The following is a 12,313-nucleotide window of genomic DNA, read 5'->3' on the forward strand; positions in this document are numbered from 1 at the left end:
CGTCGCATACTACCCGAAAGCGTCGCTTGAATCACTTATTCTTCCTGCTGCACGATCGCGGCGTGATGCCAGCCGGAAGGCAGCGGGTCGGGACGGTGGATCGTCATGTGGCTGGTGGTCAGGTTCAGGACGCCACGGGCAAAGATCGCGGGCATGCCGCCTGGATAATAGTCGACACCGAAGGCGCGACCTGTCGCCGGATCGACCCGATACGCATTGTCCAGCCCCATACCCGTCGGGCGTTCTGGATTGCAGGGCGGACGCACATCGTACATGCCCTGTTCCGGTGAGTCGCTCTGCCGCTGTTCGAGATGCACGGCATGGAAATGGATATCCCGAATGTAGCCTGCGGGCGTACTGTGCAGGTTAATCGCTCCCTCGCTGACACCGGCGATCTGAGAAAACTGTACCGCTTCGATCCGGCCCGGCTCGATGGCGGGATCGCGATGGCGCACGGAGATAAAGATCGGATCGGCTTTGCCCCAGTGACACGGATGCGCGGCGACACACTGGAACGTGATGTTGCTGAACTGTAAGCGTCGGAATGCACCGCCATCGCGGGAGATCAGGCCGATCGCACGGTTGGTATCGTAAATGGCGCAGTTGCTGACGGAAATGTCTTCGATATCGGCAAAGGTTTCGGTGCCGATCTTCAGGGCGCAGCTCTTGGAGCGTAACAGGCAATTGCTGATGACGACCTGCTGCACCTTACGTTGCAGATGGGGCGGCTTATGGGTAGTTTTGATGCACAGCGCATCGTCGGCGGCGCTCAACGAGCAGTTGCTGATTTGCACCTGCTGGCAGCTGTCAAGATCCAGCGCGTCGGTATTCGCCATGCTCAGATCGTTATCAATCGTCAGCCGTTCGACGATGATGTGGCGACAGCTGACCAGATGCACGGTCCACATAGGGGCGTGTTCAATCGTAAAATCACACAGGCTGACGTGTTCGCAATCCTCAAAGACCACAATGCGCGGGCGATGTTGTGCAGGCAGGCGATAGCCTTGGTCGTCGGGCTCTGCAGAGAAATAGGCGTCGGCATTTCCCATGATCTTACCCTGACCGCAGATCGTGATATTGCGCTGTTGGTAGGCATAAAGAAACGCGCGGTGCGACAACTCGGCCATGCTGATCGTGGTGGCCTGCGCAAACTGTTCATAGTCACCGCTGACAATGAGCTCAGCCCCCGCCTCCAATTGCAGACAAAAATTGGAAGGCAGCAGTAATCCCCCTAATAGATAGCGCCCCGGTTCCACCGTCAGGGTGCCGCCACCCTGTGCCGCAATCCGATCGATAGCCTGCTGAAAGATGGCAGTATCCGGCGTGATGCCGTCGGCTGCGGGAGAGTATGACTGAATAGAGTGCTTCATCGCGTTATCCTATCTGATCGAGCCTGCTCCGATTGCATCACGTTTGCTGACCTTTGGCTGTGCCTGTCGTGATGAAATCTGCACAGGTTGGAGCGGGCTTCACAGCGCACGGCGTGTGGCGCAAGAAAATGTGAAAGGCATAACGAAGAGGGCGAGGCGACACGTTATGCCATGTGTGTTTCATCACACTTTTACGCCGCTTTTTCTCTTATGCCGCTTGCATGGAGCGGTTTTGTTGTTTTTGTGTTTCTTATTTGTGAATTAAATCTCTTTTTGGTGTGGTGCGTCGGTTAATGATGTGAGGCATCTCCCTGCCGCATTACCTAGGGCTCACGCTGTGTGGTTGAAACGCCCGCTAACACGGTGCAGTCATTCACATTTCTTCCGTCCGCCCCGCAAATCACGCGTTTTCCCGCCGTGATCACTAGCACGATAAAAAGGGTTCTGCCTATCTTGTCAGCGTCGAGAAATGGTTTGATTCACGGCTATGTACCTGACCTGCTTTCTCATCTATATCGCCACACCAGTACGCCAGACACACGCACAAACACAATAATAATGTCGTTGGGGGAAAAATGAGATTACCTGGACTGATTGCCATCGCCTTCTCTGCGCTCTGTTCGTTCGCGCAGGCTGCTGAACCCGTAGAATTACGCCTCTCTTGGTGGGGAGGAAACAGCCGCCATCAGGCGACCTTGACCGCGCTGGAAGCGTTTCAGAAAAAGTATCCGCACATCAGCGTGAAACCAGAATATACCGGTTGGGACGGGCACCTATCCCGCCTGACGACGCAGATTGCCAGCGGCGAAGAACCGGATGTGCTACAGGTTAACTGGAACTGGCTGCCGATTTTTTCCAAGACGGGCACCGGATTTTATGACCTGAATAAGCTGACCGATACGCTGAAATTGCAGGATTTCCCCGAAGATGCGCTGAAGCCAGCGACGATCGATGGCAAAGTGAACGCGATTTCCACTTCGCTAAATGCGCTGGTGATGTACTACAACACGGAAACCTGGAAGAAGGCTGAACTGCCGTATCCCACCACCTGGGATGAGCTGTTCCATGCAGGCAAGGTGTTTAAAGAGAAACTGGGCGATAACTATTTCCCCATTGCTTCACCTGCGCAGGACAGCGGTGAAGGCATGCTGGAATTGATCAACTATTACATGACGCAGAAGTACCAGATCGGCATGATCGATGAAAAGAATAAACGCTTTAACTACAGTGAGGCGCAGTGGATCGAGGCGTTTCGCTTCTATAAGCGTTTGATCGACGAGCATGTGATGCCGTCTTCGAAGTATTACAACGCGTTCGGCAAAGTCGGCATGTATGAAACACGTCCCTGGATTAACGGGGAATACGGTGGGGCGCATCTGTGGATTTCGGTGGTGAAGAAATACGCCGATCCACTGGCGGCACCCAGTAAGCTAGAATTAGGTCCGTACATCATGACGCCGGGATCGGACAACTCTGGGCAGTTCTTCAAACCGTCAATGCTGTTTGCTATCAGTAAAACTACCAAGCACCCGAAAGAAGCGGCACTGTTGTTGAATTATCTAATGAACGATCCTGAAGGCGCGCTGCTGATGGGCACCGAGCGCGGCATTCCGCTCAGCCGTATCGCCAGACAAGCGCTGGAAGAAAAACAGAAACTGGATACGAACGATCTGTCGGTTGCTGGGCTCTCAATGGCGCTGCAAAAACCGATGCAAACGCCGGTGTCCTCGTATCTTGAAGATCCACAGCTGGCCAGCCTGATCCTGCAAACCATCGAACAGCTCGACTATGGCAAGAAGAGCGTGGAAGAATCGGCGAAAAACTTCAGTAATTCAGGTGAACGTATTCTGAAACGTATGATTCGTTAAGTGAATGACTAGCGTAGTCAGTTACTGACTACGCTATGTGATTGGCCGGTGCGTTACGTGAGTTCAGCCAACTGCTGTTGCAGGCTATCGGCTAACGCGCGTGGACGCTCGGCATCAAACATCACATGTAGGCTCACTGGGTAATCCCGGTGTTGCAGGCAGAAATCCTCCATCTCATGCCCAATCCCGTACAGCGCCTGAATATTGGTTTTGGCGATTTCCCGCAGCGTCCAGTTGTTCTCCACCTGTTTGCAGTAGTGCAGCGTAAAGAAGGCTTTCTGTGCGTGAACAAAGGCGCGGCAATACAGCGTCAGCCCGCGCCATTCCTGCTGCCAGCGCTGTCTGAGGGCGTCCGGCATTGTGTGTTCGCGGGAGAATTGCAGTGCGGCCTGCTGGCACTGTTCCGCCAACTGCCATGCGGCATCTTTCTCTTTCGCAATGTGATAGAGGTTTTGCGAAGCCAGCTCTGCATGTTGCGGATCGAACGTAATATCCTGACCGGAACCCGGCAGCCAGTGGTTGCGATTGAGCTGACCGTACAGGCTCCAGATCGCCTGACCAAAGCTGGTCGGCAGCAGACTGTGGCGGTGAAAAACGTGGTGGCGGGTGTACAGCGACAGGGAAATGGCCTGATGAGCCTGATCTAATAAGGCCTGCATTGTGTGCAGCACACTATCGTCCGGTTGCCACTGATAGCGTGTCATTAACCACTGTGCAAACAGCGTACTTTCGTTTGTCGCTGCGGTCTGGTTAGTCAGCAGTCGCGAACAGGCAAACAACGTAAATTCGCTGAGTGTGCCGATCACGCTGTGATTATCCACTCCTTCCCAACTGATACGGCACAGCGCGCTGACAATCGCTGGGTTTTTCTCCCGGCACCACAGCAGCCGCCCCTGCACCTCGGTGTAACGCAGAAAGGGGAGATTGCCCCAGCCCACTTCTTCGCCAGCCAAATCCAGTTCAACCCAGACTTCACGCTCGGTGACGTCCAGCAGCGCGGGGTTATTGGGAAACTCCGGCCAGAAGCGTTCCGGCGTGACTTTAATGGCGACGGAGACCGATTCGGGCAGTGTGCGAATGGCGTTCAGGACATTACCGATATCCTGATGGCTGGCGGGAAACGCACGTAATACCAGATGGCGTTGGTGGTAGTGCATCACGCGGGCGACGGCGGAGAATAGACGGTGATAGATCTGCTCGCTGTCGGCGTTGGTCGGCCAGAGCGTGGTAACGGGAGCGACACCGTTGATCGCATCGCCGGAAGGGGCAGAAAAGCGCAGTAGGCTATCGCTGTTGGAAATCGCCAGCAGCAGGCCGCTCAGCCTCGGGATCTGCTGCATCAGCAGTTCGACTTTGGCGGCAAGGTAGTTGCACCAAAAATCGGTATCCATGCGGAGGCTATGCTTGTCGTCGAGTAATTCCGGGTGATGGAGCAGTAAATCAGTGGGAAAGGACAGCTCTTTGCATTGCAGATACAGCGCCAGCCCCTGTTCACGGCAGTGCGCCGCGACCTGATTCAGGTAAACACAGCGTGAACGCTGCTGGCTGCTGATGCGATCGTCAAAACGCGCGTTATTGTAGGCTTCCGGCGTCACCAGCTTATCCAGTAAATCCGCCGCACCCAGCACCAGCGTATTGAAACCCTGTTCATGGGCGTAATCGACGACCGAGATGACCTGTTGCCAGTTCCAAATATCCTGCGTATTAAGTTCCAGCGCGCGTCGTTGCCACATCGTTTTTCTCCCGTTGCCACTGGCGTGAGTATCGCATTGATGTGCGATTGCAAAGGATCAATTCCTGCGGCGAACGCCAGAAATGTGAGCCTGTTCGCTTCTTTTAGAGAAGACGGTTTAGCGCTCTTGTTATGAGAAAATGGTGTGCCGGATACTTGGATACCTACTTCCAGCTATAACACTTTAAGCAATAAGGACTATCAGAAAAACCATTTAGTCATTTTGGTTATTTAATATTTCCATCATTTCTTTAATTGTTAAGATGCAGATCGTTACCCTTATCCTCCATCCATCTTTTTATTGCCTATTTTTGTATTAGCGTCGTTGGCTAACAGCACAGGCACAAGGAAACAGAAATCACAATGACTACTCCGGTTTCCCCCACTTCATTGCTTCCGCTGAGTGTGGAGCAATTAACGCGTTTACAGGCGGCAACCGGTGATTTCTCATCGACGCAGCTAGCCTGGCTATCCGGCTATTTCTGGGGTTTAGTTCAGCAGCCAGGGAATGTGCAGCCGGGGGCGATCGCTGCCACGGCAACGACAGCATCCGCAGTCACGGTGCCGGTACAAACGATTACGCTGATTTCCGCCTCACAAACCGGCAATGCACGTCGGGTGGCGGAACAACTGCGTGACGATCTGCTGGCAGCCAAGCTGTCCGTCAATCTGGTCAATGCGGGTGATTACAAATTCAAGCAAATCGGGCAGGAAAAGCTGCTGCTGATTGTGGCCTCGACGCAGGGGGAAGGGGAGCCGCCAGAAGAAGCCGTCGCGCTGCACAAGTTCCTGCTGTCCAAAAAAGCCCCAGAGATGAAAGACACCGCGTTTGCCGTGTTTGGTCTGGGTGATACTTCTTATGAATTCTTCAGCAAGGCGGGTAAGGATTTCGATAGCCGTCTGGCTGAGCTAGGCGCTGAACGTCTGCTGGATCGCGTTGATGCCGATGTCGATTATCAGGGGCTTGCCGAACAGTGGCGACGCCAACTGGTGGACATTTTACAGGCGCGGGTGCCGGTTCAGGGTGACGCCGTGGCGCAGATTGCCGCTCAGGGCGCACTGGATGAAATTACCAGCAGCCCGTACAGCAAAGCTTCACCGCTGCATGCCACGTTTGCCGTCAATCAGAAAGTGACCGGGCGTAACTCCGAAAAGGATGTTCGCCATATCGAGATCGATCTGGGCGATTCTGGTTTGCGTTACCAGCCGGGAGATGCGCTGGGTGTGTGGTTCGATAACGATCCCGCGCTGGTTCAGGAATTGCTGGAACTGCTGTGGCTGAAAGGCGATGAGTCCGTCAGCGTTGACGGCAAGACGCTGCCATTATCGCAGGCGTTGAAAAGCCACTTTGAGCTGACGCAGAACACGGCACCGATTGTCGAGAAGTATGCGGCACTGTCGCGTAATGAAACTCTGCTGTCGCTGTTGGCCGATAAGCCTGCGCTTCAGCAGTTTGCACAGCGCACACCGCTGGTCGATATGGTGCGACAAGCGCCGACTGAGCTGACGGCGGAGCAACTGCTGGGCCTGCTGCGTCCGCTGACGCCGCGTCTTTACTCTATTGCCTCCTCGCAGGCGGAAGCCGAAAGTGAAGTGCACATCACCGTTGGCGTGGTGCGCTACGAATACGAAGGCCGCGTGCGTGCCGGTGGCGCATCCAGCTATCTGGCCGACAGGCTGAGCGAAGACGACGAAATCCGCGTCTTCATCGAACATAACGATAACTTCCGTCTGCCTGCTAACTCCGATGCACCGGTCATCATGATTGGGCCGGGCACAGGAATTGCGCCATTCCGCGCGTTTATGCAGCAGCGTGATGCCGATGGGGCTGAAGGGAAAAACTGGCTGTTCTTCGGTAATCCACACTTTACGGAAGATTTTCTGTATCAGGTTGAATGGCAGCGCTACGTCAAAGATGGCCTGCTGACCAACATCGATCTGGCCTGGTCACGCGATCAGGCGCATAAAGTTTACGTGCAGGACAAACTGCGGGAAAAAGGCGCGGAAGTCTGGCGCTGGATTCAGGACGGTGCACACTTGTACGTGTGTGGTGATGCCAACCGTATGGCAAAAGACGTCGAGCGGGCACTGCTGGATGTGATAGTTGAGCATGGCGGCATGGACAGTGAACAGGCCGATGAGTTTTTAAGCGATCTGCGCCTTGAGCGCCGTTATCAGCGAGATGTGTACTAATGAGTGAAAAATACGTTTTCAGTGAAAAACACCCCGGCCCCTTAGTGGTAGAAGGGAAACTCGCTGACGCAGAGCGCATGAAGACAGAAAGTAACTTTCTGCGCGGCACGATTGCTGAAGACCTGAACGATGGTCTGACCGGCGGCTTCAGGGGCGATAACTTTCTGCTGATCCGTTTCCACGGTATGTATCAGCAGGATGACCGCGATATTCGCGCCGAACGTGCCGAGCAGAAGCTGGAGCCGCGTCATGCGATGCTGCTGCGCTGCCGTCTGCCTGGTGGCGTGATAACGCCAGAGCAGTGGCTGCGGATCGACAAATTTGCGACTGAAAATACGATCTATGGCAGCATTCGCATCACGAACCGCCAGACGTTCCAGTACCACGGTATTCTCAAATCGAACGTGAAACCGGTGCACCAGATGCTGAATAGCATTGGGCTGGACGCGCTGGCGACGGCGAATGACATGAACCGTAACGTGCTGTGTACGTCTAACCCGATAGAATCCGAACTGCATCAGCAGGCGTATGAGTGGGCGAAAAAGATTTCTGAGCATCTGCTGCCGCGCACGCGCGCCTATGCTGAGATCTGGATGGATCAGGAAAAAGTCGCCACGACGGATGAAGAGCCGATTTTAGGTTCAACGTATCTGCCGCGTAAGTTCAAAACTACAGTGGTGATCCCGCCGCAGAATGATATCGATCTGCATGCGAACGATCTCAACTTCGTTGCGATTGCCGATAACGGCCGCCTGGTGGGCTTCAACGTGCTGGTGGGCGGTGGGCTCTCTATCGCGCACGGCGACAAAGAAACTTACCCGCGTACTGCCAGTGAGCTGGGCTACATTTCTATTGAGCATACGCTGGCCATTGCGGAAGCGGTGGTGACCACGCAGCGCGATTGGGGTAACCGGACTAACCGTAAAAATGCGAAAACCAAATACACGCTGGAGCGTGTGGGCGTAGACAACTTCAAGCAGGAAGTGGAAGCGCGTGCCGGTGTGAAATTTGAAGCGGTGCGCCCTTATGAATTTACCGGACGTGGCGATCGCATCGGTTGGGTAAAAGGCATCGACAATAAATGGCATCTGACGCTGTTTATCGAAAACGGTCGTGTTCTGGATTATCCGGGCCGTCCGCTGAAAACCGGTCTGGCGGAAATTGCCAAGATCCACAAAGGGGATTTCCGGTTAACGGCGAACCAGAATTTGATCATCGCGGGCGTTCCTGCGCGTAGCAAAGCGAAGATTGAGGCGCTGGCGCGTGAGCACGGCCTGATTGATGACGGCGTCAGCGAGCAGCGCAAGAATTCGATGGCCTGTGTGTCGTTCCCGACCTGTCCGCTGGCGATGGCGGAAGCCGAACGCTTCCTGCCGGAGTTCGTCACGAAAGTAGAAGGCATCATGCAGCAGCACGGCGTGGGCGATGAACACATCGTTCTGCGCGTGACGGGTTGCCCGAACGGCTGCGGCCGTGCAATGCTGGCGGAAATCGGTCTGGTGGGTAAAGCGGTGGGGCGTTATAACGTGCATCTGGGTGGGAATCGCGAGGGAACACGCATTCCGCGTATGTATCGCGAGAACATTAATGAAACCGAGATCCTTGCAGAAATGGATCGGCTTATCGGGCTGTGGGCGCAAGATCGCCAGCCGAATGAAGGCTTCGGGGATTTCGTGATTCGTACCAACATCATTAAACCGGTGCTGGATCCCGCTCGCGATTTTTATGACTGACAGGAGAGCCTGATGGCCGAATTTAATCTTGAGGCGCTCAACGCGTTACCGAAAGCGGAGCAGGCGGCCGCGCTGGCTGTCGTAAATGGTCAACTTGAACAGCTGTCTGCGCAGGAAAGAGTAAGCTGGGCGCTGGAGAATTTGCCGGGCGATTATGTGTTGTCGTCCAGCTTCGGCATTCAGGCGGCAGTATCGCTGCATCTGGTGACGCAACAGCGGCCAGATATTCCGGTTATTCTCACGGATACGGGCTATCTGTTTCCTGAAACCTATCAGTTTATTGATGCGCTGACAGAACAGTTAACGCTGAATCTGCAAGTGTATCGCGCAACAGCGTCTCCGGCCTGGCAAGAGGCGCGCTACGGAAAGCTGTGGGAGCAGGGGGTAGAAGGCATTGAGCGCTACAACCTGCTGAATAAAGTCGAGCCGATGAATCGGGCATTGAGCGAGTTAAAGGCGAAAACCTGGTTTGCTGGCCTGCGTCGTGAGCAGTCCGGCAGCCGGGGTGAATTACCGGTACTGGCGATTCAGCGCGGCGTCTTCAAATTCCTGCCGATTATCGACTGGGATAACCGGACGGTGTATCAATATCTGAAAGAAAACGGTCTGAGCTACCATCCACTGTGGGATCAGGGCTATCTGTCCGTCGGCGATACACACACCACCCGTAAATGGGAACCGGGTATGGCCGAAGAAGAAACGCGTTTCTTCGGTCTGAAACGTGAATGCGGGCTGCACGAAGGGTAAAAGAGAAAACGGGGTATCGTCTGATACTGGTTACTTAAGCCCGTTATTAGGGGAAACACAGGGGGAGGTTCCCGTAGGGACGCCTCACCCCTGTGGTCGCCCCGAGTATCTCGATGCTTAAACGATCGGCATTAGAGCACGGCCCGGTTTTTTATCGCCTGAATAACGGTTGTAAACGTGTTGTTATTCCATTACGGAACTTGTCATTCCAATTCGGCATTTCATAAGTGTTCTGTCCTCACCGTATAGTCGCGTTATCTCTTTTTTTGCTTAGTTAAGGCGACTGTGAACTATCTCCCTTTATTTGCCGATGTTCGTCAGCGTCCGGTACTGGTTGTTGGTGGCGGTGAGGTTGCTACGCGCAAAATCGATCTGCTGCAACGCGCGGGTGCGGAGGTAAAAATTGTCGCACAGGCGCTGGCCGAACCGTTGGCGGTGCAGCATCAGGCTGGACAGGTTGAATGGCTGGCGCATACTTTTACGCCTGATTTGTTATCCGGCGTGTTTCTGGTGATTGCCGCCACGGATGACGCCGAGCTGAATGCTGCGGTATTTGAGGCGGCGAATCAGCGGCATTTGCTGGTGAACGTGGTGGACGATCAGCCGAAGTGCTCGTTTATTTTCCCCTCGATTGTCGATCGCTCTCCGCTGGTGGTGGCGATTTCCTCGGGTGGACAGGCGCCAGTGCTGGCGCGTCTGCTGCGTGAAAAGCTGGAATCATTACTGCCCGCCAGTTTGGGCACGATGGCGGATATCGCCGGAAGCTGGCGCGACAGAATTAAAACTCGACTGCATTCGATGCCGGCACGCCGTCGCTTTTGGGAGCGGCTGTTTGTCGGACGCTTTGCGTCGCTGGTGTCCGCGGGGCAACTGGCGCAGGCCGAAGATGAATTGCAACAGCAGCTGGCGCATCAGCAAGAGGAACAGCAGCAGCCAGCAGCGGCACGTGGCGAAGTCGCACTGGTTGGCGCAGGCCCCGGTGATGCCGGACTGCTGACGCTGCGTGGATTACAGGTGATGCAGCAGGCGGATGTGGTGCTGTATGACCATCTGGTCAGCGCCGACGTGCTGGATCTGGTGCGCCGCGACGCCGAACGCATCTGCGTTGGAAAACGTGCCAGTGCGCATTCGTTGCCGCAGGATGAGATTAATCAGCTACTGGTGACGCTAGCGCAGGAAGGAAAGCGGGTCGTGCGTCTGAAAGGTGGCGATCCCTTTATTTTTGGCCGCGGCGGTGAAGAGCTGCAAGCGGTCGCGCAGGCCGGCATCACGTTTCAGGTGGTGCCCGGCGTGACGGCGGCGGCAGGCGTCACGGCGTATGCGGGGATCCCGTTAACGCACCGCGACTACGCGCAGAGCGTACTTTTTATTACCGGACACTGTCGCCCGGATGGCGATTCGCTGGACTGGTCGACGCTGGCGCGTGGCCGTCAGACGCTGGCGATTTACATGGGAACGATGAAGGCCGCCGAGATTTCGCAGCAGCTGATCGCGCATGGCCGTTCATCGCAGACGCCCGTTGCCGTGATCAGTCGCGGCACCCGACACGATCAGCAAGTGCAAATTGGCACGCTGCAACAGTTAGAACATTTGGCACGGCAAGCGCCGACACCGGCGCTGCTGGTGATTGGCGAGGTGGTGGATTTGCACCATCAGATTGCCTGGTTTGGTCAGACAACGCCGACGGTGCCACAAGACAGCCGCCCAGCGGTAGTAAACTTGGCTTAAGGAAAGGGTATGGACGAGAAACGACTCACGCATTTACGGCAGCTTGAAGCCGAAAGCATTCACATCATCCGCGAAGTAGCGGCCGAGTTCAGTAATCCGGTGATGATGTACTCCATCGGCAAAGACTCTTCGGTGATGCTGCATCTGGCGCGCAAGGCGTTCTATCCGGGATCGCTGCCTTTCCCGCTGCTGCACGTTGATACCGGCTGGAAATTTCGTGAAATGTACGAGTTCCGCGACCGGACGGCAAAGGCCTACGGCTGTGAACTGCTGGTGCACCGCAACCCGCAGGGTGAAGCGCTGGGGATTAACCCCTTTGTGCACGGCAGCGCCAAGCACACTGACATTATGAAAACCGAAGGGCTGAAGCAGGCGCTGGATAAATACGGTTTTGATGCCGCGTTTGGCGGGGCGCGTCGCGATGAAGAGAAATCGCGTGCCAAAGAGCGTATTTACTCCTTCCGCGATCGTTTCCACCGCTGGGATCCGAAGAATCAGCGCCCGGAGCTGTGGCATAACTACAACGGCCAGATTAATAAAGGCGAGAGCATTCGCGTTTTCCCGCTCTCCAACTGGACCGAGCTGGATATCTGGCAATACATCTATCTGGAAAACATCGATATTGTTCCGCTGTATCTGGCCGCGCCGCGTCCGGTGGTGGAACGCGATGGCATGCTGCTGATGGTGGATGACGATCGCATCGATCTGCAACCCGGTGAAGTGATCGAACAGCGCATGGTGCGCTTCCGCACGTTAGGCTGCTGGCCGCTGACGGGCGCGGTGGCATCAGAGGCGCAAACGCTGCCGGAAATCATCGAAGAGATGCTGGTTTCCACTACCAGTGAGCGTCAGGGAAGGGTAATTGACCGCGATCAGGCCGGTTCAATGGAGCTGAAAAAGCGTCAAGGGTATTTCTGAGGAATCGTCGAATGAGCCAAACTT

General features: G+C 55.2%; 8 protein-coding genes. 6 read left to right on the forward strand and 2 right to left on the reverse strand.

Going from position 1 to position 12,313, the window contains the following annotated elements:
• Positions 1-35: 35 nt before the first annotated feature.
• The gene (locus IG609_RS03970) at positions 36-1,370 is read right to left on the reverse strand and encodes a glycoside hydrolase family 28 protein (RefSeq protein WP_193397295.1); all 1,335 of its coding nucleotides are present in this window, start codon (positions 1,368-1,370) and stop codon (positions 36-38) included.
• 575 nt (positions 1,371-1,945) lie between these two features.
• Here IG609_RS03970 and IG609_RS03975 point away from each other — a divergent pair.
• Entirely contained in the window at positions 1,946-3,238 is a 1,293-nt protein-coding gene (locus IG609_RS03975; protein ID WP_193397294.1) for an ABC transporter substrate-binding protein, read from the forward strand.
• Positions 3,239-3,291: 53 nt separating this feature from the next.
• Here the strand turns inward: IG609_RS03975 and IG609_RS03980 are convergent, their stop codons facing one another.
• On the reverse strand, positions 3,292-4,971 hold the full coding sequence (locus IG609_RS03980) for a hypothetical protein (protein WP_193397293.1): 1,680 nt from the start codon (positions 4,969-4,971) through the stop codon (positions 3,292-3,294).
• A 362-nt stretch (positions 4,972-5,333) separates the two neighbouring features.
• Between IG609_RS03980 and cysJ the strand changes: the two genes are divergently transcribed.
• The 5 genes from cysJ to cysD all read left to right on the forward strand — a co-directional run bounded on the left by cysJ (position 5,334) and on the right by cysD (position 12,289).
• Positions 5,334-7,163, forward strand: a complete 1,830-nt coding sequence (gene cysJ / locus IG609_RS03985) for an NADPH-dependent assimilatory sulfite reductase flavoprotein subunit (RefSeq protein WP_193397292.1) — start codon at positions 5,334-5,336, stop codon at positions 7,161-7,163.
• Positions 7,163-8,896, forward strand: coding sequence for an assimilatory sulfite reductase (NADPH) hemoprotein subunit (gene cysI, locus IG609_RS03990; RefSeq protein WP_193397291.1), 1,734 nt, complete (start codon positions 7,163-7,165; stop codon positions 8,894-8,896). Before cysJ ends, cysI begins: the two co-directional genes overlap by 1 nt.
• A 12-nt stretch (positions 8,897-8,908) precedes the next feature.
• Positions 8,909-9,643: a phosphoadenylyl-sulfate reductase gene (locus IG609_RS03995; protein WP_116186494.1), complete on the forward strand. Its 735-nt coding sequence runs from the start codon at positions 8,909-8,911 to the stop codon at positions 9,641-9,643.
• A 285-nt stretch (positions 9,644-9,928) separates the two neighbouring features.
• Positions 9,929-11,371: a siroheme synthase CysG gene (cysG, locus tag IG609_RS04000; RefSeq protein ID WP_193397290.1), complete on the forward strand. Its 1,443-nt coding sequence runs from the start codon at positions 9,929-9,931 to the stop codon at positions 11,369-11,371.
• Between the two features lie 9 nt (positions 11,372-11,380).
• On the forward strand, positions 11,381-12,289 hold the full coding sequence (gene cysD, locus IG609_RS04005) for a sulfate adenylyltransferase subunit CysD (protein WP_010299862.1): 909 nt from the start codon (positions 11,381-11,383) through the stop codon (positions 12,287-12,289).
• The last annotated feature ends 24 nt before the right edge of the window (positions 12,290-12,313 follow it).

It is taken from the genome of Pectobacterium quasiaquaticum (assembly GCF_014946775.2).
GTDB lineage: Bacteria > Pseudomonadota > Gammaproteobacteria > Enterobacterales > Enterobacteriaceae > Pectobacterium > Pectobacterium aquaticum.

What these genes read in the sequence shown, in the direction of transcription:
- IG609_RS03980 (WP_193397293.1), bottom strand. Translation starts at nt 4,971, where the DNA reads ATGTGGCAACGACGCGCGCTGGAACTTAATACGCAGGATATTTGGAAC.
- IG609_RS03995 (WP_116186494.1), top strand. Translation starts at nt 8,909, where the DNA reads ATGGCCGAATTTAATCTTGAGGCGCTCAACGCGTTACCGAAAGCGGAG.
- cysJ (WP_193397292.1), top strand. Translation starts at nt 5,334, where the DNA reads ATGACTACTCCGGTTTCCCCCACTTCATTGCTTCCGCTGAGTGTGGAG.
- cysD (WP_010299862.1), top strand. Translation starts at nt 11,381, where the DNA reads ATGGACGAGAAACGACTCACGCATTTACGGCAGCTTGAAGCCGAAAGC.
- IG609_RS03970 (WP_193397295.1), bottom strand. Translation starts at nt 1,370, where the DNA reads ATGAAGCACTCTATTCAGTCATACTCTCCCGCAGCCGACGGCATCACG.
- IG609_RS03975 (WP_193397294.1), top strand. Translation starts at nt 1,946, where the DNA reads ATGAGATTACCTGGACTGATTGCCATCGCCTTCTCTGCGCTCTGTTCG.
- cysI (WP_193397291.1), top strand. Translation starts at nt 7,163, where the DNA reads ATGAGTGAAAAATACGTTTTCAGTGAAAAACACCCCGGCCCCTTAGTG.